The sequence below is a fragment of the Enterobacter hormaechei subsp. hoffmannii genome, assembly GCF_001729745.1.
Classification (GTDB): Bacteria; Pseudomonadota; Gammaproteobacteria; order Enterobacterales; family Enterobacteriaceae; genus Enterobacter; species Enterobacter intestinihominis.
The window spans coordinates 4,049,425-4,069,554 of record NZ_CP017186.1 but is presented as its reverse complement, the minus strand read 5'-3'; the positions used below and the strand labels follow the sequence as shown (position 1 = coordinate 4,069,554).

Here is a 20,130-nt window from a genome sequence, read left to right as displayed (position 1 = left end):
TCCCTTAACTGGCTGGAGTCGCGGCGGTATCAGGAATAGCCACGGCGGTGACGCCAGGGCGAACTTTTTGCAGGCCGCTGATAATGACGCGGTCGCCATTTTTCAGACCTTCCGTGATCAACCACCGATCGCCAATCGCCTGCGGTGCAACGACAGTGCGAGATTCCACCTGGTTTTTATCGTTTACCACAAGCACGGTTGCATCACCGCGAGGTGTACGGGTTACCCCCTGCTGGGGAACAAGGATGGCATCAGGCTGTGTGCCTTCGTCAATGCGTGCACGGACAAACATACCCGGTAACAGCATATGCTGAGGGTTAGGGAAGAGAGCGCGAAGGGTGATTGAGCCGGTACTTTCATCTACCGTGACATCAGAGAACTGGAGCGTTCCTTTCAGCGGATAAGGCTGGCCATTTTCCATCAGCAACTCAACGCTGCTGGTGTCTCCCTTTTGCAGGCTCGTCTGCTGCTTCAGACGCATAAAATCGCTGCTGGATTGCGTTACATCGACATAAATGGGATCGAGCTGCTGAACTGTCGCCAGTGCGGTTGACTGACCATTAGTGACTAACGCCCCTTCAGTGACGCTGGATTTGCCAATGCGCCCGTTGATTGGCGATGTGACTTTCGTATAAGCAAGATTGATCCGCGCGCTTTCAACGCCAGCTTTCGCGGCAACGACGCTTGCATCCGCCTGCTGGGCGGTTGCCACCGCCTGATCATACTCCTGCTTGCTCACATATTGCGTACCGACCAGCGGAAGGTAACGTTTTACCGTCAGATGGGCTATGTTTGCCGCCGCCTGCGCTTTTACCAGTTCACCTTTCGCATTGTCGTAGGCTGCCTGATAGGTGGCCGGATCGATCTGATAAAGTGATTCACCCGCTTTGACGTCGCTGCCTTCGGTAAAATTACGGTGCAGAATGATACCACTTACCTGGGGACGAACCTCCGCTACACGATAAGCGTCAGTTCTGCCTGGCAATTCCGTCGTTACGGCCAGTGGCGCGCTTTTGACAATATGAACACTGACCTGAGGAGCTTGCCCATGCTGCTGTGGGTTTTCTTGTCCATCGCACCCGGCGAGCAGTGCAGCACAGACAATGAAACCGGATAAGGGTAAGCGTCTGAAGTGATTCGTCATTACTGTTCCTTAAACTACCCTTGAACCGATATATGCCATAAGTCGGTGAAAGGGTGTGAGGCAAAAAAAGAAATGTAGCTGCGTATAATAATGAGGGTATTCAAGGTTTTTTAATTTATAAGTGCTGATGGAGGCAATAAAAAGCAAAATCAGATTCTGAACCAGTGTATTCGAAATCCGGCTTCTGTCAGGATAATCAACGGAATACTTATGAGTAAAAACAAACTATTTATTTAATGAATTTGATTCGCTCAATTTATTCGTATGAATTATAAATTAAATGAATTGACTTTTTTTGTGCAAAACTAAAACGGGTTATGGTGAATACTTTGACTTACACGACCCTTTAATAACGTTTGATGTCGTATCAACCGTATAAGTAATGAGTAGCAGGCTATGGCGCGTAAAAAGAAAGAAGAGGCTCAAAAGACCCGGCAGCAGCTGATTGAAGCCGCTATCGGGCTATTCGCGACACGTGGCGTGGCTAATACCACGCTTACCGACATCGCCGATGCTGCTCAACTTACTCGCGGGGCGGTTTACTGGCATTTTTCGAGTAAAGCGGAAATATTTAACGCCATCTGGGAACAGCAATTGCCGCTGCGTGAAATGATTCGTGACAGGTTAATACTTTCTGAAAAAGATGACCCTTTGTTAATGCTTCGTGAACAGTTTATTGTCGCGCTGCAATATATTGCGAGCGAGCCACGTCAGTATGCTCTTTTACAAATTCTGTATCATAAGTGTGAATTTCATGACGATGTGATTTCAGAATGTGAAATACGCAAGCGGATCGGTTTAAACGATACTTATCTTCGCAGGACGTTGAGACAATGCGTTGCGCGTAGCATTATTTCTTCCCAAACTAATATTGAACTGGCGCTGATTGTTTTCCACGCATTTTTTAGCGGAGTCATTAAAAACTGGTTAATGGATAGCAACAGTTTTAATCTGTACAAACAGGCGCCGGCGCTGGTGGATAATATTCTTGCAACACTAAATATCACTCGAGTGGCGCCAGTGTTCTACGATACAGCCTCATGATTGCATACGGGATGGTGACATCTCCCCGTGCTGGCACTGTTCCATAATAGCCTGCGCGGTAATCGGTTTGCCCAGCAGATAACCCTGTAGCGTATTGCATCCCAGTTCTGTCAGAAAGGTCTGCTGCGCTGCGGTTTCGACCCCTTCTGCCACGACCTTCAGATTCAGCGTTTTTGCCAGGGCGATAATCGCCGAGACGATCGTCGCATCTTCACTCTCTCCACTTAACTCTTTTACAAAAGCACGATCGATTTTCAACTCGCAGGCAGGGAGTCGCTTAAGATAAAGAAGGCTTGAATAACCTGTACCAAAATCGTCTATCGAGGCTTTTACGCCCGCATCCGTCAGCGCTGTCAGGACACGAACGCTTTCGTCCGGATTGCTCATCGCCGTGGTTTCGGTCACCTCCAGGATCAACATGCCGGGCGGTACGCTATGGCGCGTCAGACAATCGAGAACCGTTTTAACCAGTGACGGCTGTTCGAACTGCAACGTAGAAAGATTCACCGCCATTGACCAATCCGTGTGGCCCTGAAGGTGCCATTCTCGCAGCTGGCGGCAGGCCTCATCGATTACCCAGTCTCCAATTGGAATAATCAGCCCGGTTTTCTCTGCAAGCGGTAGAAACAGGTCGGGGGGCAGTAATCCCTGTTTGGGATGCTGCCAGCGTAACAGCGCTTCAAACCCGAGAACGGGCCCGGCAGGGGCGTGGAATTTAGGTTGATAAAGCAGGCGTAACTCATCACGGTCGATGGCCTGCCACAGATCATTCATCAGCTGTAGATGCGTCTGCGCCAGCGTATTCATTGACGGCTGAAAGAAGTGATAACCGTTGCGACCCATATGTTTCGTGTGGTACATCGCAGCATCAGCGTTAAACATCAGTTCACGATCGGTTTTGCCATCGTGTGGATAGAGCGCAATGCCAATGCTCAGGGTGACCATCAATTCGTAAGGATCGAGATGGAACGGGCTATCAATGACGCGTACCAGTGAATTTGCCAGTGAGGCAGCATCATCCGGGGTAGTGGTTTCGGCCAGCAGGACGAATTCATCCCCACCGATACGCGCCAGCGTGTACTGACCTTTCAACTGCAACAGCAAACGCTGAGTCACCGCAACCAGAAGATTGTCACCGACATCATGACCATAGGCATCGTTGACGGTTTTAAAGCCATCAAGATCCATAAACATCAGCGCGAAAGGGCTTCCTTCGCGATCGGCCTTGCTGATGGCCTGATCGAGGCGATCCTCAAGCAGAATACGATTGGGTAAGCGCGTCAGCGTATCATGCAACGCCAGCTGAGCGAGTTCACGGTTAGCTTCTGCCAGGGATGAGGCCAGCAGCGAGGTACGAGCCTGAAGGCGGGCATCGAACATCGATACCAGCAGCGTAATCCCCAGAATAGCGAGCGCGACCACGCTAACCAGTATCGCCAGCCAGCTCCCGTTAATGCCATGATGGTGGACCATCGTCGACATTGGAAATTGTGCTGCTTCCATGCCGGCGTAATGCATGCCAGCGATAGCGATGCCCATGGTGATCGCCGCCCCCAGACGCATCAACGCCATTCGTGCAGCTTCCTGACGTAAACGGAACGTCAGCCAAAGAGCGGCCAGTGAAGCGGCAAGGGCTATGCCCACAGAGATAGCCATCCACGTTTTATCCCAGACAATACCCGGAGTGACCTCCAGGGCAGCCATACCGGTGTAGTGCATGGTAACTATGCCTGCACCCATCACGACGGCGCCAGGCAGCAGTCGGCGCAAATGTAGCTGCTCGCCGCTAACGAGCCACAGGGCGAACATTGACGAGCTGATGGCGATAATCATCGAAAGCACGGTCAGGGTCGCGTTGTAACTCATGCTCATGGAAAGATCCATCGCCAGCATACCGATGAAATGCATCGCCCACACGCCAATCCCCATCGAAACTCCGCCACCTGCCAGCCAGACGCGTGCAGCGACGCCCTGGCTTCCGGCAACGCGCGCAGCCATATTCAGCGCGGTATAGGCGGCAAGAATGGCGACAATAAAGGAGATGACGACGAGGATTTGGTTGTATTGGCTAACCAGCATGGTCTGTTCACTCGTTGTGAGACGTTAAGCAAGAGCGGTTGGAAAGGGCACAGACATTATCATCGTCAGGAAATGACGAAAAGTGATTTAAGCCCCTGTTTTTATTGGGTGATAACAGAGGGGTACAGGATGGAAGAGGCTAGTCCAGCTCTGAGCAGTTGACCAGTTTTAGCGGGTTCACGGAATTCATATTGCGACATTTATCGGTTTCGGTGCTCATCAGTTCAATCCACTGCATCAGCAGCGCATCGAAAATGAAAACAGAGACAGCAAAAACGACCAGCCACCAGTATTTACGAATCATTGTCATTCCGCGAAAAGAGAGCCTGTAAGGTGGTGGAAATATACACGAAAAGCGGGCGTTGAAAAGTGGGGAAGGAGAAGGTTTACAAAGCGTTGACGGTCGCTCATCCGGGCAATAAAAAAGGCGCTTCCCCATGCCGAAGAGCGCCTTTTTAAACAAGCAGTTAGCTAATCGAAATTAGTTCATGCCGTATTTTTTCAATTTCTTACGCAGGGTACCACGGTTGATGCCCATCATCAGGGCAGCGCGGGTTTGATTACCACGGGTGTATTGCATCACCATGTCCAACAGTGGCTGTTCAACTTCAGCCAGTACCAGCTCATACAGGTCATTAACATCCTGACCGTTCAGTTGAGCAAAATAGTTCTTCAGTGCCTGTTTAACCGAGTCACGCAGGGGCTTTTGAGTCACCTGATCCTGAGAGTTAACGGTAGAAACGGTCAGTACGTCAGAATTTACGCGTTGTTCGAACATAGTTCTGTCAGCTCTTTATTTCATTACGCAAGATTTTCGAAGTATGCCTCCAACGCCTCCAGCTGTTCGCTGGCATCCTCAATGGCGTTGAATGTGCGCCGAAACTGGTCATTTGGAGCGTGCTCCTGGAGATACCAGGATACGTGTTTACGCGCAATTCGGTACCCTTTTGCCTGGCCGTAGTGGTCATGCAGTTCCCGAACATGCGAACAAAGCAAGCGCTTAACCTCTGCCAGAGGCAGCGGGGCAAGCAGCTCCCCAGTGTCCAGATAATGCTGGATTTCCCGAAAGATCCAGGGTCTTCCCTGAGCGGCACGTCCTATCATCAGAGCATCAGCTCCCGTATAGTCGAGCACAGCTCTGGCTTTAAGCGGGTCAGTTATGTCGCCATTCGCGATAATCGGAATGGAAACTTTCTGCTTAACTGCCCGAATGCTGTCGTATTCAGCTTCACCGTTGAACAAACAGGCGCGAGTGCGTCCATGAATGGTCAGGGCCTGAATGCCACAGTCTTCGGCCAGTTGGGCAATCTCTACACAGTTACGGTGTTCCGGCGACCAACCCGTGCGAATCTTCAACGTAACAGGAACGTCCACTGCGCTGACAACCGCCGTCAGGATTGACTTCACCTGGTCGGGGTATTGCAGAAGGGCTGAACCTGCAAGCTTGCGATTCACCTTTTTGGCCGGGCAACCCATATTGATATCAATAATCTGGGCGCCACTTTCCACGTTAATACGCGCGGCATCTGCCATCTCTTCAGGCACGCTTCCGGCAATTTGCACGGTGCGGATACCTGGCTCATCCACGTGCACCATCCGAAGGCGGGACTTGTCGCTTTCCCAAACCTGCGGGTTAGACGACATCATCTCGGAAACGGTTAATCCTGCTCCCATCTCGTAGCACAGCGTCCTGAACGGCCGGTCGGTAATACCTGCCATTGGGGCTGCGATCAGGCGATTTCTAAGCTGGTGGTGTCCGATGCGCATGAGTTAAGAAATGACCATACTGTGACTGCAAGGCGGCGTATATTACGCATTTTTTGCACGAGATGAAAGGCCAAACTTTGAACAATCCTCTGTTGTAGATCAAGGAATCGCCAGTCATTCTTTTCGGATAAGATTATTCGCTATTTAAATCATTGTGTTATGAAGAAATGAACATTTTGTGGGCGCTTACAATTTCCCGTAACTTCTCATCATTTCTGAATAAATGAATCAATTGGCCGGGATAATCTGCTGCGATATACAGCAGATTATGGCGCTTCTTTGCGATCTGCGTCGCATTTCAGCACAGGATATCAGCGCAAAAAATCGGCTTATTCAACAACCAGACGGCCATGAAGCGGCTGAACCGGGCGGCTGTTTTCGTGGTGCATAGTGTGAGTGAATTTTTGCAGCTGTTCAGCAGAGACGGTCAGCGGATGCTTGAGCACCAACCATGTCACCCCTTCTGAGCACGGTGGTGTGGTCAGGGAGCCGCTAAAACGCCAGTAGGTTTTATCCGCAGGCAGTAATTTATTCATATCGAGGGTTGGCTTAATTGTAACGTTCTGGTCAACCTGTCCTGGCATCACGCCCCAGAGTTTATCCAGCTCAGTGTTTGCCGCGCCCTGATCGAACATAACGGCAACGACCGTCAGTTCGCCGTCAGCGTTTTTATGGACCAGATGCATTTCCATTGCGTATTTTTTACCGTGCACCGTGTTTTCGGAAGGCGCATGGAAATGGAACTGCTGTAATGTCCAGGTCTGTTTATCAAGCGTGATGCTGTCGCGTGTATCGGCATTTTCACTCGCCTGGATAGTATGGCCGTTGTTTGTCAGGGTGACCGGGCCGTCGATATAGTGCGTTTCCAGCGGAGAGATGTGAGCTTTGACCGTATTATCAATGTTAACCGGCGACTGATACATCCCGCTTTTACATGTCTTGTACGCCTCGTCCAGTTCGCCCCAGTGTTCCGGTGCGCCTTCTCCTTGATAGCTCCAGTGTGAGGCGTAAGTTGAAGCCGAAATCACGCTCAGCGCCAGCAGCGCTGCCTTGCCTGAAATGTGTTTCATCGTATTCTTCCTGTGAATTTTATTATCCAAATCAATGATTAACATTATGATTTGTGCGGTTATTTTATCGAAGAAAGGATGAAGGGGGGGAGAAAAAACCGAAGGGAAAAGGCGTGGTCAGACGACCACGCCAAAGGCTTATTTTTTACGACCGGTGATGCGACACCACTCTTCTTTCTCGACAACCGGGTCGAGCGCAAAGAGATCGGCGTAGGCTTCACAGACGCTGTCTGCCTGGCTGGCAAGGATACCGGACAGGCCCAGCAGACCGCCTTCAACCGGCAGCACGCTGATTAACGGCGCCAGCTCGCGTAACGGGCCAGCCAGGATATTCGCGACCACCACATCGGCTTTCATGGCCTCTGGCTGTGCATCAGGCAGATACAGTTCAAGGCGATCGGAAACACCATTACGCTCGGCGTTATCACGGCTGGCCTGAATCGCCTGCGGATCGATGTCGATCCCGATGGCTTTTGCCGCGCCCAGTTTCAGCGCCGCGATAGCGAGGATCCCGGATCCGCAACCGAAGTCGATCACGGTTTTGCCTTCCAGATCCAGGCCATCCAGCCATTGCAGGCACAGGGAGGTTGTCGGGTGGGTACCGGTGCCGAACGCCAGACCCGGATCCAGCATTACGTTGACCGCATTTTCATCGGGAACGTCGCGCCAGCTTGGGCAGATCCACAGACGCTGACCAAACTGCATCGGATGGAAGTTGTCCATCCACTCGCGTTCCCAGTCTTTGTCTTCCAGCTGTTCGATTTTATGCGCGAAACCCGCGCCCAGCAGCGGATGGTTTTCCAGAATCGCCACGACCTCTTTCATGTCGGTTTCTGCATCGAACAGGCCGATAACGTCCGTATCACCCCACAGGCGCGTTTCGCCTGGTAGCGGCTCAAAGACCGGCGTGTCATGCGTGTCCTGGAACGTGATAGAGACCGAACCGACCTCCATCAGCGCATCACTCAGTTCTTCGGCGTTCGCGCCGGTTGTGTTCAGTTTCAATTGGATCCACGGCATGGCAAAACTCTTTATTTATCAGTAGAAATCAGGGTGGCGGGTGGAACGGGACGGCCAAAACGGTTACCCACCACAAACGCCAGTAAACTTAACAGTAACGAAGGCACGATCGGGTGAAAGCCAAGATACTGAATTTTCAACGTGGCGAGAACGGCATACAGGACGCCCCCGACAATCATGCCGCTTAATGCACCCGCGGCATTCGCGCGTTCCCAGTACAGCCCCAGCACCAGCGGCCACAGGAAAACGGCTTCCAGCCCGCCAAAGGCGAGCAGGTTCAACCAGATGATCATCTCCGGTGGACGCCACGCGGCCAGCAGCAGCAACGCCCCCAGCACCAGGGTAATCACCGCCGACATGCGCTTGAGGCGTCGCTCATTTTCGACCTGTTCAGGGCGCAAATTCAGATAGAGATCTTTAATGATCGTAGCGGAACTTTGCAGCAACTGAGCGTTGATGGTCGACATAATGGCCGCCATGGGTGCGGCGAGGAAAATTCCGGCGGCAAACGGCGGAAGTACTTTCACCATCAGGGTTGGAATGACCAGATCCGGTACGGTAAGGTCAGGGATCACCGCGCGTCCCAGCGCGCCCGCCAGGTGCATACCAAACATCAGGATTGCCACCACAATTGTCCCGATAATAATCCCGCGGTGTACCGCTTTGCTGTCTTTATATGAGATGCAGCGCACGGCGGTATGCGGCAGGCCAATCACGCCAAAGCACACCAGCACCCAGAACGAGGTCATAAAGGTTGGAGAGAGGATGTCATCCGCCCCCTGCGGCGAGACCAGTTTCGGATCGATCGCTTCCAGGGTTTCAACCGCATGGCTCAGGCCCCCTGCGGCATGCACGATACCCACCAGCAGAACGAGAGTGCCAATAAGCATCACCATTCCCTGCATCGTGTCGTTCAGAACGCTGGCACGGAACCCGCCAAACGCGGTGTACAGCGCGATACTCACACCGAAAATGACCAGACCCGTCTCGTAGGGGATCCCGGCTGCCGTTTCCAGCAGACGTGCGCCGCCGATAAACTGCACCGTCATCGCACCAATAAACGCCACCAGCAGACTCAGGCTTGCCAGCCATACCAGCAAGCGACTCTGATAGCGGGCAAACAGCATATCGTTCAGCGTCACGGCATTGTAGCGACGGGCCAGAATGGCAAACTTTTTACCCAGTATGCCCAGAGAGAGCCAGATGGCAGGCAGCTGGATCATGGCCAGCAGTACCCAGCCCAGTCCGTACTTATAAGCGGCGCCCGGGCCACCGATAAACGAGCTGGCGCTGATGTAAGTAGCGGTCAGCGTCATGGCCAGCACGACGCCACCCATTGAGCGGCTCCCGAGAAAATACTCGTTCAGAAAGGTGCCGGTCGAACGTTTACGCATCGCATAAACCGACAGGCCAAACACCAGGAACAGGTAAGCGACAAGCGGCAGAATGACTTCAAGCTGCATCATCGTCCTCCAGGGAGATATCGCGATAGATGAATTTCACCATCGCCCAGCACAGCACAATAAACACCAGCGGCAGCAGCAGGCAGGCCATTTCAAACCAGTGCGGGAGGCCGGTAATGCCAATCGCTGAATCAGGTAAGTAAGCAGTTACTAACCATGCAGCGAGATAGAGAAGGGTCAGCCACAGCGCCCAGCGCGCTTCTTTATGGGCCTGAACAAAACGTTTGTCCATTTTTTGTCCCTTGAGGATGAAGAAAGCGGGGATTGTACATGATGGGGCTTTGCGATCCCCAGAAATAAAAAAGGCCGGATAATCCGGCCTTTTAGCAACACTGGTCTCTTACTTCTCGTTCAGACCGAGTTTTTTCTCCAGGTAGTGGATGTTAGTACCACCATTCTGGAAGTGCTCGTCGCTCATGATGCGCATCTGGAGATCAACGTTGGTTTTGATCCCGTCGATGATCAGCTCCTGAAGGGCGTTCTTCATGCGGGCAATGGCCACGTCACGGTTTTCGCCGTAGCAGATCAGCTTACCGATCATTGAGTCATAGTACGGCGGTACGGTGTAACCGGCGTAAATATGGGACTCCCAGCGCACACCAAAGCCACCCGGCGCGTGGAAACGCGTGATTTTACCCGGGCTTGGCAGGAAGGTGTTCGGGTCTTCGGCGTTGATACGGCACTCTACCGCATGGCCTTTAACCACAACTTCTTCCTGTTTGATGGACAGCGGCTGACCGGCTGCGATACGCAGCTGTTCTTTGATCAGGTCAACGCCGGTGATCATTTCGGTAACCGGGTGTTCAACCTGAATACGGGTGTTCATCTCAATGAAGTAGAACTCGCCGTTTTCGAACAGGAACTCAAAGGTACCCGCCCCGCGATAGCCGATATCGACACACGCTTTGGCGCAACGCTCACCGATGTAGCGACGCAGTTCCGGCGTAATGCCCGGCGCTGGCGCTTCTTCGACGACTTTCTGGTGACGACGCTGCATGGAGCAGTCACGTTCAGCCAGATAGATCGCGTTGCCCTGACCGTCAGCCAGCACCTGAATTTCGATGTGGCGTGGGTTTTCCAGGTATTTTTCCATGTAGACCATGTCATTGCTGAAAGCCGCTTTCGCTTCCGCTTTGGTCATGGAGATGGACTGCGCCAGTTCAGCATCGCTGCGTACAACGCGCATACCGCGACCGCCGCCGCCGCCAGACGCCTTGATGATAACCGGGTAGCCAATGCGTTTAGCATGGGCGCGGTTAGCATCCATATCGTCGGTCAGCGGGCCGTCAGAGCCCGGTACGGTTGGCACGCCGGCTTTTTTCATCGCGGTGATGGCAGACACTTTGTCACCCATCAAGCGAATGGTGTCGGCTTTCGGGCCAATGAAGATAAAGCCAGAGCGTTCAACCTGCTCAGCAAAGTTGGCGTTCTCAGAGAGGAAACCATAACCCGGGTGAATCGCGACCGCGCCAGTGATTTCGGCGGCGCTGATGATCGCCGGGATGTTCAGATAGCTTTTTACGGACGGAGCCGGACCGATACAGACCGTCTCATCCGCCAGCAATACGTGTTTTAAATCGCGATCCGCGCTTGAGTGCACGGCCACGGTCTTGATGCCCAGTTCTTTACAGGCACGAAGAATACGCAGTGCAATCTCGCCACGGTTGGCGATAACAATTTTATCCAGCATGTTCGCCTCGTTACTCGATGACGACCAGCGGCTCGTCAAATTCTACCGGCTGACCACTTTCGACCAGAATCGCTTTCACAGTACCTGATTTGTCTGCTTCGATCTGGTTCATCATTTTCATGGCTTCAACGATGCACAGGGTATCGCCTACGTTGACTTTCTGACCCACTTCGATGAACGCTTTCGCGTCCGGGCTCGGGGTGCGGTAGAAAGTACCAACCATTGGGGAACGTACGATGTGACCACTGATTTCTGCAGCTGCTGCAGGTGCGGCTTCTGCTGCTGGTGCAACGGCTGCGGAGAGCGCAGGCTGCTGCACTGGCGCAGCATAAGCTTGCTGCATTACCGGGAAGCTAGCGGCTGGGGCTGCACGGCTGATGCGTACAGACTCTTCGCCTTCAGAAATTTCCAGTTCGGAGATGCCTGATTCTTCAACCAGCTCGATCAGTTTTTTAATCTTACGAATATCCATGAGTGGGTTCCGTACTCTTGTTTAGTGTGATTGTGACAAGCGTTTTACCGCTGTCTGTAAAGCGTATGAATAGCCGTCTGCACCCAGCCCACATATCACGCCAGCGGCGATATCTGACAAGTAGGAATGGTGGCGGAACGGCTCTCGGGCGTGCACGTTACTCAGATGGATCTCGATAAACGGGATACTCACCGCGAGCAGTGCGTCGCGTATAGCAACACTGGTGTGCGTAAACGCGGCCGGATTGATCAGGATATAGTCCACAGTGTCTTTAGCCTGATGAATACGGTCGATGATTGCGTACTCCGCGTTTGACTGAAAATGGTCCAAATCCACATTCAGCGAGGCTGCTTCCGTACCCAGACGGTTAACAATTTCGCTCAATGTCAGCGTGCCGTACTTCTCTGGCTCACGGGTGCCGAGCATGTTCAGGTTCGGTCCGTTCAATACTAAAATTTGGAATTTGTCAGCCATTGTGCCGCTATCTCCTGCGATTTTCGGGTAAAAAACAACATATACCGTCAACACGCAATTGTCACCCTTTCAGAGGCCAAAAACCCCTGTCCGGAAAACCGAAGTCGCACATTATAACGATTTCGTAGCATTTGGCAGCTAAATACTGGTCTTATCAGGGAAGATTATCAACCGCTATCCGAAAAAGATTCGCGGCTGATAAATAATCTGCGGGAAAACGCACAGTTTCGTGGACTATCGTACCCACTGGCGGAACTTCTTGTAACGCCATGCTAAAAGGGCCAATGCCAGCAGGGCGTAGATGACCGGCTGAGGAGATAAAATCTTCACCGACCACAGGTAATGGATGGGCGCGAGGATCGCGACAAGATAGACGAAGTTGTGCAGCAGTTGCCAGCGCCGTCCCATTTTTCGCTGCGCGTACTGCGTGGATGTCAGTGTCAGCGCCAGTAAAACCAGCCAGCTTACGATACCCAGCGTCAGATAAGGACGCGTAACCAGTTCGCTGCCAAGGAGTGCCAGGTTGTTAATGCCCAGTTCCAGCAGGGCGTAACTGGTGAGATGCAGCGTCGCCCAGGCAAAACACCATAGCCCCAAAAGCCGACGGGTACGTATTAGCAATGGCTGTTTAGCGTAGCGCGCAAGCGGTGAGACGAGCAAGGTCGCCAGCAAAAATTTCAGAGCCATCCGACCCGTAAAATGCTGAATATCTTTAGCCGGATCGGCACTGAACTGTCCCTGGCTGGCTGCCCAAAAGAGCCAGATAAAGGGGAGCAATCCGGCTAAATGCAGGAGTACCTTCAGCCAGGTTATCTGCTTTGCCGTTAAACGCACTTAGAAGTTCTCCCGTAAATTCAGCCCACGATAGAGGGATGCCACCTCATCTGCATAGCCGTTAAACAGCAGCGTTGGCTGGCGTTTAACATCCAGCGCGCCGCCGGAACCGATAAAACGTTCCGTCGCCTGCGACCAGCGTGGATGATCAACGTGCGGGTTAACGTTGGCAAAAAAACCATACTCATCTGGCGCTGCGAGATTCCAGGTGGTGGGTGGGCGTTCACGGGTGAGCTTAATGCTGACGATCGATTTGATGCCCTTGAAACCGTATTTCCACGGTACGGTCAGGCGAATGGGCGCCCCGTTTTGCGGCGGCAGCGCTTTGCCGTAAACCCCGACGGTGAGCAGCGTAAGCGGATGCATGGCTTCGTCGAGACGTAAACCTTCAACGTAGGGATACTCCAGCCCGCCGCCGATAAACCGATCCTTCTGGCCTGGCATCTCGTCCGGGGCATAGCGCGTCTGGAAGGAAACATACTTCGCGTTGCTGGTGGGCTCAACCAGCGCCAGCAGTTTATGCAAAGGGAAACCTACCCACGGCACCACCATCGACCAGGCTTCCACACAGCGCATACGGTAAATGCGTTCTTCAAGTGGGAAGCGGGTGGTGAGGTCATGATGATCCAGCGTCAGCGGCTTTGCCACTTCGCCATCAATCTTCAGCGTCCAGGGATCGGTTTTCATGCTCCCGGCGTTGGCGGCAGGATCGGCCTTATCGAGGCCAAACTCATAGAAGTTGTTATAGCCGGTGACTTTATCTTCCGGCGTCAACGTCAGTTTATTCTGCCACTGCGCCGGTTTCGTGAAGTTAAGCGGTGCGCCAGAGGGGGCTTTCGGGCGGTCGTTGCCCTTAAACCAGTCGAGCAGATCGGCGTGGGCCGCAGGGGTGAGCGTCAGGGCAGTGGCGCTGATGCCAAGCATTTTCAGGATCTGGCGACGCTGTAGCATAAAGACAGACTCGGACGTTACGTCGGCTTCCGTCAGTTTTCGGGTTTTCATGGCATCCTCCGTCAGGCGTTTTTCTAAGCATGAAGGAGGAGGAGGGTTAGCGCGAATATGTCACGAAAATTTGAAGATTAGGCGATTTTAACCAGCGCACGACCGTGGAACTGGTTGTCCATGATTTTATTGGCGTACTCTGGCGCCTGGCTCAGGGTGATCTCAGTGGCGCTCTGCTCATAGAATGAGGCTGGCAGATCCCGCGCCAGACGTTCCCAGGCCTCAGCCCGCCGCTCGGCTGGGGTCATGACCGAATCGACACCCTGAAGACGCACGTTACGCAGAATAAATGGCATCACCGTCGTCGGCAGGGCAAAACCACCCGCCAGACCACAGGCCGCCACGCAGCCACCGTAATTCATTTGCGCCAGTACCTTCGCCAGCACTTTGTCGCCGACGGTATCTACAGCGCCAGCCCAGACCTGTTTTTCCAGCGGACGGGTCTCGGCGAATTCGTCGCGGCTCAGAATACGGCTTGCGCCCAACTGACGTAGATAATCATGCGTACTTTCGCGGCCAGAGACGGCGGCGACCTGGTACCCCAGCTTGTGCAGCAGCGTGACGGCCGTGCTGCCCACGCCACCGCTGGCGCCAGTCACGACAATTTCGCCAGAGTCAGGACGGATCCCGGCCTCTTCCAGCGCCATCACGCAGAGCATGGCGGTGAAACCTGCCGTGCCGACGATCATCGCCTTACGGCCGTCCAGGCCTTTCGGCATCGGGACCAGCCAGTCACCTTTTACGCGCGCCTGCGCTGCCAGTCCTCCCCAGTGGTTTTCACCTACGCCCCAGCCGGTGAGCAGCACCTGCTGTCCGGCGTGAAAACGCGGATCTTCACTGGTATGCACGCGGCCAGCCAAGTCGATGCCTGGCACCATTGGGAAATTTCGGATGATTTTACCTTTTCCCGTAATGGCCAGTGCATCTTTATAGTTCAGGCTTGACCAGTCGATATCTACGGTCACGTCGCCCTCCGGCAGGCGGCTCTCGTCAATGGCTTGCACCGAGGCAACGGTTTTGCCGTCCTGCTGTTCTAAGATCAAAGCCTGCATACAGGGTCCTCACTAGGATTGATGATGGGAAAATATGTACTGAAGACTATACTCGCTCAATGAAACGCAGTGCCGATTTAACGCAATAAATTGCCAGATACACCAGGTTTGGTAGTATGCCGCATTTGAAATGCAAGTTAGCGCTCACTTGCGACCCCTTCAACCCACGGAGTAATCTCAAGGATGCGATTAACGACGAAGTTCTCAGCTTTTATCACCTTGCTGACGGGACTGACCATATTTGTCACGCTAATCGGCTGCTCGCTGAGCTTTTATAATGCCATCCAGGATAAGCTGGTTAACCGGGTAGAATCGGTTGCATCGGTTATCGACACTCGCCTGATTACAACCTCCTTCCCGACACTTTCGCGTGAACTGGATGAGTTAATGGTGCCTGTGGATATCGTGCAGATCGACATTAAACAGGGGAAGCAGACCGTTTTCAGCCATACCCGTCAGGGCAGCTACCGTCCTGCCGGCACGGTAGATCAGTATCGGGACATAACGGTACGCTCACTTAAACATCCGGGTATGACAATCCATCTGATGTACCAGGATCCGATGAGCAACTATTTACGCTCGCTCATGACCACCGCGCCCTTAACCATCGCCGTAGCCTTGATCGTCCTGCTGATTTTCCTCGCCGTTCGCTGGCAGCGTCGTCAACTTTCCGGCCAGGAACTGCTGGAAACACGCTCGGTGCGAATACTGAATGGCGAGCGGGGTCCGCAGGTACGGGGATCGGTTTATGAATGGCCATCACGTACCAGTAGCGCCCTGGACGTGCTGCTCTCCGAAATCCAGTTTGCCAGCGATCAGCGTAGCCGTATGGACACGTTGATTCGCTCCTACGCCGCGCAGGATAACAAAACGGGCCTTAACAACCGTCTCTTCTTTGATAATCAGCTGGCTACGCTTCTTGATGACCCCGAAAAGGTGGGGACGCATGGCGTGGTAATGATGATTCGCCTGCCCGACTTCGATCTGCTCCGTGATACCTGGGGCCAGCGCGTGGCGGAAGAGAACCTCTTCACGCTGATTAACCTGCTGTCCACCTTTATTATGCGCTACCCCGGCGCGTTACTGGCACGCTACCACCGCAGCGACTTTGCCGTCTTGCTGCCGCATCGCACCTTAAAGGAGTCCGAGAGTATCGCCAGCCAGCTGTTGAAAGCCGTCGATGCGCTACCCCAGAGCAAAATGCTCGACCGCGACGACATGGTGCATATGGGCATCTGTGCCTGGCGCGGCGGTCAGTCGACGGAGCAGGTGATGGAACATGCAGAAGCGGCCACGCGCAACGCCGTATTGCAGGGGGCGAACGGCTGGGCGGTCTATGATGATACGCTACCGGAAAAAGGGCGCGGCAACGTACGCTGGCGAACCCTGATTGAACAGATGCTGAGCCGGGGTGGACCGCGCATCTATCAAAAACCGGCGGTCATAAAAAATGGTCATGTCCATCATCGTGAGCTGATGTGCCGTATTTTTGACGGGACCGAGGAGGTTATCTCCGCAGAGTATTTGCCGATGGTGCTGCAATTCGGATTGTCCGAAGAGTATGACCGCCAGCAAATCACCCGCCTCATTCCGTTTTTATCGTACTGGCCTGAAGAAAATCTGGCTTTACAGGTGACCGTCGAATCGCTGATCCGTCCGCGTTTTCAGCGTTGGTTACGTGACACGTTAATGCAATGCGAAAAATCGCAACGCAAACGCATTATTTTTGAACTTGCAGAGGCAGATGTAGGTCAACACATCAGCCGGTTGCGCTCGGTTGTGCGTTTAATCAATGCGCTTGGGGCTCGCGTGGCGGTAACACAGGCGGGTCTTACCCTGGTCAGCACCAGCTGGATCAAAGAGCTGGATGTCGAATTATTGAAGCTGCATCCGGGTCTGGTAAGGAATATCGAAAAGCGCACGGAAAACCAGCTGCTGGTACAAAGCCTGGTGGAGGCGTGCAAAGGAACGCAAACGCAAGTATTTGCCGCAGGCGTACGTTCACGCAGTGAATGGCAGATGTTGACAGAGCGCGGCGTGACGGGCGGTCAGGGGGATTTTTTTGCCGCCTCTCAGCCGCTTGACACCAATGTGAAAAAATATTTGCAAAGATACTCTGTTTGACCTGCCGTTTACTTTGTTTTCACGTAGAATATCGCGCCTGTAGCTTTGAGTAAGACGAGCATAAAAGCCAGTGAACGACCTTTTATAGGTTACAAGTGAAAGTGAGGGACGCTGCTGTTTACTCAGCCCTGAGGGATTCAGGGGATGAATTTGTAACAAAGGAAACGTGCTGCACTAATTTTCACCGTAGCAGACGATTTTTGCGCCTTGTCGCTGCTGCGTGTGGTTGGTAAAGTAAGCGGATTTTGTTTTCCGCCCCAGCTTTCAGGATTATCCCTTAGTATGTTGAAAAAATTTCGTGGCATGTTTTCCAATGACCTGTCCATTGACCTGGGTACCGCGAATACCCTTATCTATGTAAAAGGACAAGGCATCGTATTGAATGAGCCTTCCGTTGTGGCCATTCGTCAGGATCGTGCTGGCTCGCCAAAAAGCGTGGCCGCAGTAGGCCATGATGCGAAGCAGATGCTGGGCCGTACGCCGGGCAACATTGCCGCGATCCGCCCAATGAAAGATGGCGTTATTGCTGACTTCTTCGTGACCGAAAAAATGCTTCAGCACTTCATCAAGCAGGTTCACAGCAACAGCTTCATGCGCCCAAGCCCGCGCGTACTGGTGTGTGTGCCGGTTGGCGCAACCCAGGTTGAACGCCGTGCAATCCGTGAATCCGCTCAGGGTGCCGGTGCGCGTGAAGTGTTCCTGATTGAAGAACCGATGGCTGCGGCAATTGGTGCGGGTCTGCCGGTTTCTGAAGCAACCGGTTCTATGGTGGTGGATATTGGTGGCGGTACTACTGAAGTGGCCGTTATCTCCCTGAACGGCGTGGTGTACTCCTCTTCCGTGCGTATCGGCGGCGACCGTTTCGACGAAGCCATCATCAATTACGTTCGCCGTAACTACGGCTCTCTGATCGGTGAAGCGACCGCAGAGCGCATCAAGCATGAAATCGGTTCTGCCTATCCGGGTGATGAAGTTCGCGAGATCGAAGTTCGCGGTCGTAACCTGGCAGAAGGCGTGCCACGCGGATTCACCCTGAACTCCAACGAAATCCTGGAAGCGTTGCAGGAGCCGCTGACCGGCATCGTGAGCGCGGTGATGGTTGCGCTGGAACAGTGCCCGCCAGAGCTGGCCTCCGATATCTCCGAGCGCGGTATGGTTCTGACCGGTGGTGGTGCGCTGCTGCGTAACCTCGACCGCCTGTTAATGGAAGAGACAGGTATTCCTGTCGTAGTTGCAGAAGATCCACTGACTTGCGTCGCCCGTGGTGGTGGCAAGGCGCTGGAAATGATCGACATGCACGGCGGCGACTTGTTTAGCGAAGAGTAGTCGGGTGTGAGAGGGTAGCAAATGGCTACCCTTTCTCTCTGACGCGAGAATACGCATAGCCTATGAAGCCAATTTTTAGCCGTGGCCCGTCGCTACAGTTTCGCCTGATCCTGGCGGTTCTGGTGGCGCTCGGGGTCATTATTGCCGATAGCCGCCTCGGTACGTTCAGCCAGATCCGAACGTACATGGATACCGCCGTCAGTCCTTTCTACTTTATTTCAAATGGTCCCCGTGAACTGCTCGACTCCGTGTCGCAAACGCTTTCATCGCGTGACCAGCTCGAACTCGAAAACCGTGCATTACGCCAGGAACTGCTGCTGAAAAACAGCGAGCTACTGATGCTGGGGCAATATAAGCAGGAAAACGCGCGTCTGCGGGAACTGCTTGGCTCGCCGCTGCGCCAGGATGAACAGAAAATGGTCACCCAGGTGATCTCCACCGTAAACGATCCATACAGCGATCAGGTGGTGATTGATAAAGGCAGCGTGAACGGCGTATACGAAGGTCAGCCTGTCATCAGCGATAAAGGCGTTGTGGGCCAGGTCGTGGCGGTTGCCAAACTGACCAGCCGTGTGCTGCTGATTTGCGATGCCACCCATGCACTGCCGATTCAGGTGCTGCGTAACGATATTCGCGTAATTGCCGCCGGTAATGGTTGTACCGACGATCTGCAACTGGAACACCTGCCCGCCAACACGGATATCCGCGTGGGTGACGTGCTGGTGACGTCTGGTCTGGGCGGTCGTTTCCCTGAAGGCTACCCGGTTGCGGTTGTCTCTTCCGTGAAGCTCGACACTCAACGTGCCTACACCGTGATCCAGGCGCGTCCAACGGCTGGCTTGCAGCGTTTACGCTACCTGCTGCTGCTATGGGGCGCCGATCGTAACGGCGCTAACCCGATGACGCCGGAAGATGTGCATCGCGTGGCCAATGAGCGCCTGATGCAGATGATGCCGCAGGTGCTGCCTGCGCCGGATGCAATGGGGCCACCTGCGCCCGTACCGGCTCCGGCGACGGGGTTAACGCAGCCGCTACCGGATGCGCCGCCACCGCCGCAAGTCTCGGGTGGAGGGCAGTAGTGGCCAGTTATCGTAGCCAGGGGCGCTGGGTAATCTGGCTCTCATTCCTCGTTGCATTGTTGCTGCAAATTATGCCCTGGCCGGACGACATTCTTGTTTTCCGGCCAAACTGGGTATTACTCATTTTGCTCTACTGGATCCTTGCCCTGCCGCACCGCGTAAATGTCGGCACAGGTTTTGTGATGGGTGCCATACTGGATCTTATCAGTGGCTCTACGCTTGGCGTCCGCGCCTTATCCATGAGCATTATTGCGTATCTCGTTGCACTCAAATTCCAGCTCTTTCGTAACCTTGCGCTCTGGCAACAGGCGCTGGTGGTGATGTTGTTGTCGCTCGCTGCGGATATCGTTGTTTTCTGGGCAGAGTTTTTAGTGATCAACGTCTCTTTCCGACCGGAAGTGTTCTGGAGTAGTGTAGTAAACGGTGTGCTCTGGCCGTGGCTGTTCCTGCTGATGCGTAAAATTCGCCAGCAGTTTGCCGTGCAATAAAA

The 20,130-nt window shown here is 53.6% G+C and carries 20 protein-coding genes; 5 read left to right on the top strand and 15 right to left on the bottom strand.

From position 1 onward, the window contains the following. Positions 1–4 precede the first annotated feature (4 nt). On the bottom strand, positions 5–1,144 hold the full coding sequence (locus BFV65_RS19145; protein WP_022649575.1) for an efflux RND transporter periplasmic adaptor subunit: 1,140 nt from the start codon (positions 1,142–1,144) through the stop codon (positions 5–7). 396 nt (positions 1,145–1,540) lie between these two features. On the opposite strand from BFV65_RS19145, the gene envR reads away from it, so the two are divergent. Further along, entirely contained in the window at positions 1,541–2,188 is a 648-nt protein-coding gene (gene envR / locus BFV65_RS19140; RefSeq protein ID WP_022649574.1) for an acrEF/envCD operon transcriptional regulator, read from the top strand. Here envR and BFV65_RS19135 read toward each other — a convergent pair. The 14 genes from BFV65_RS19135 to acuI all read right to left on the bottom strand — a co-directional run bounded on the left by BFV65_RS19135 (position 2,183) and on the right by acuI (position 15,111). After that, positions 2,183–4,267 carry a putative bifunctional diguanylate cyclase/phosphodiesterase gene (locus tag BFV65_RS19135; protein ID WP_069597003.1) on the bottom strand — a complete coding sequence of 695 codons (2,085 nt, stop codon included), beginning with the start codon at positions 4,265–4,267 and terminating at the stop codon, positions 2,183–2,185. The two genes, envR and BFV65_RS19135, sit on opposite strands and share 6 nt — an antisense overlap. A 139-nt stretch (positions 4,268–4,406) precedes the next feature. Next, on the bottom strand, positions 4,407–4,571 hold the full coding sequence (locus BFV65_RS19130) for a DUF2556 family protein (RefSeq protein WP_003860373.1): 165 nt from the start codon (positions 4,569–4,571) through the stop codon (positions 4,407–4,409). Positions 4,572–4,748: 177 nt separating this feature from the next. Beyond that, on the bottom strand, positions 4,749–5,045 hold the full coding sequence (gene fis, locus BFV65_RS19125) for a DNA-binding transcriptional regulator Fis (RefSeq protein WP_000462905.1): 297 nt from the start codon (positions 5,043–5,045) through the stop codon (positions 4,749–4,751). A gap of 23 nt (positions 5,046–5,068) precedes the next feature. After that, positions 5,069–6,034: a tRNA dihydrouridine synthase DusB gene (dusB, locus tag BFV65_RS19120; RefSeq protein ID WP_006812176.1), complete on the bottom strand. Its 966-nt coding sequence runs from the start codon at positions 6,032–6,034 to the stop codon at positions 5,069–5,071. A gap of 329 nt (positions 6,035–6,363) precedes the next feature. Next, the gene (locus tag BFV65_RS19115) at positions 6,364–7,104 is read right to left on the bottom strand and encodes a carbonic anhydrase (protein ID WP_069597002.1); all 741 of its coding nucleotides are present in this window, start codon (positions 7,102–7,104) and stop codon (positions 6,364–6,366) included. A gap of 138 nt (positions 7,105–7,242) precedes the next feature. Further along, positions 7,243–8,124 carry a 50S ribosomal protein L11 methyltransferase gene (gene prmA / locus BFV65_RS19110; RefSeq protein WP_046620921.1) on the bottom strand — a complete coding sequence of 294 codons (882 nt, stop codon included), beginning with the start codon at positions 8,122–8,124 and terminating at the stop codon, positions 7,243–7,245. 11 nt (positions 8,125–8,135) lie between these two features. Continuing rightward, a complete protein-coding gene (panF, locus tag BFV65_RS19105) occupies positions 8,136–9,587 on the bottom strand; it encodes a sodium/pantothenate symporter (RefSeq protein WP_022649570.1) in 1,452 nt (483 codons plus the stop codon). Continuing rightward, entirely contained in the window at positions 9,577–9,819 is a 243-nt protein-coding gene (locus BFV65_RS19100) for a YhdT family protein (RefSeq protein WP_022649569.1), read from the bottom strand. The genes panF and BFV65_RS19100 overlap by 11 nt, the downstream gene beginning before the upstream one ends. Positions 9,820–9,927: 108 nt before the next feature. After that, complete coding sequence (gene accC, locus BFV65_RS19095) at positions 9,928–11,277, bottom strand: acetyl-CoA carboxylase biotin carboxylase subunit (RefSeq protein ID WP_003860388.1); 1,350 nt, start codon at positions 11,275–11,277, stop codon at positions 9,928–9,930. 10 nt (positions 11,278–11,287) lie between these two features. Then, positions 11,288–11,749 carry an acetyl-CoA carboxylase biotin carboxyl carrier protein gene (accB, locus tag BFV65_RS19090; protein WP_010436174.1) on the bottom strand — a complete coding sequence of 154 codons (462 nt, stop codon included), beginning with the start codon at positions 11,747–11,749 and terminating at the stop codon, positions 11,288–11,290. A gap of 21 nt (positions 11,750–11,770) precedes the next feature. Further along, a complete protein-coding gene (gene aroQ, locus BFV65_RS19085; protein WP_022649568.1) occupies positions 11,771–12,223 on the bottom strand; it encodes a type II 3-dehydroquinate dehydratase in 453 nt (150 codons plus the stop codon). Positions 12,224–12,457: 234 nt separating this feature from the next. Further along, positions 12,458–13,057 carry a protein-methionine-sulfoxide reductase heme-binding subunit MsrQ gene (msrQ, locus tag BFV65_RS19080; protein WP_022649567.1) on the bottom strand — a complete coding sequence of 200 codons (600 nt, stop codon included), beginning with the start codon at positions 13,055–13,057 and terminating at the stop codon, positions 12,458–12,460. Continuing rightward, on the bottom strand, positions 13,058–14,059 hold the full coding sequence (msrP, locus tag BFV65_RS19075; protein WP_032626457.1) for a protein-methionine-sulfoxide reductase catalytic subunit MsrP: 1,002 nt from the start codon (positions 14,057–14,059) through the stop codon (positions 13,058–13,060). 77 nt (positions 14,060–14,136) lie between these two features. Further along, positions 14,137–15,111 (bottom strand): acrylyl-CoA reductase (NADPH), encoded by a 975-nt coding sequence (acuI, locus tag BFV65_RS19070; RefSeq protein WP_023298743.1) that lies wholly within the window; start codon positions 15,109–15,111, stop codon positions 14,137–14,139. A 183-nt stretch (positions 15,112–15,294) separates the two neighbouring features. On the opposite strand from acuI, the gene csrD reads away from it, so the two are divergent. From csrD to mreD, 4 genes are all read left to right on the top strand, one after another. Beyond that, complete coding sequence (gene csrD / locus BFV65_RS19065; protein ID WP_045622126.1) at positions 15,295–17,235, top strand: RNase E specificity factor CsrD; 1,941 nt, start codon at positions 15,295–15,297, stop codon at positions 17,233–17,235. A 282-nt stretch (positions 17,236–17,517) separates the two neighbouring features. Continuing rightward, on the top strand, positions 17,518–18,561 hold the full coding sequence (gene mreB, locus BFV65_RS19060; RefSeq protein WP_000913396.1) for a rod shape-determining protein MreB: 1,044 nt from the start codon (positions 17,518–17,520) through the stop codon (positions 18,559–18,561). 62 nt (positions 18,562–18,623) lie between these two features. Then, the gene (mreC, locus tag BFV65_RS19055) at positions 18,624–19,640 is read left to right on the top strand and encodes a rod shape-determining protein MreC (RefSeq protein ID WP_003860400.1); all 1,017 of its coding nucleotides are present in this window, start codon (positions 18,624–18,626) and stop codon (positions 19,638–19,640) included. Next, complete coding sequence (gene mreD, locus BFV65_RS19050; RefSeq protein WP_003860402.1) at positions 19,640–20,128, top strand: rod shape-determining protein MreD; 489 nt, start codon at positions 19,640–19,642, stop codon at positions 20,126–20,128. The genes mreC and mreD overlap by 1 nt, the downstream gene beginning before the upstream one ends. Positions 20,129–20,130: the final 2 nt, after the last annotated feature.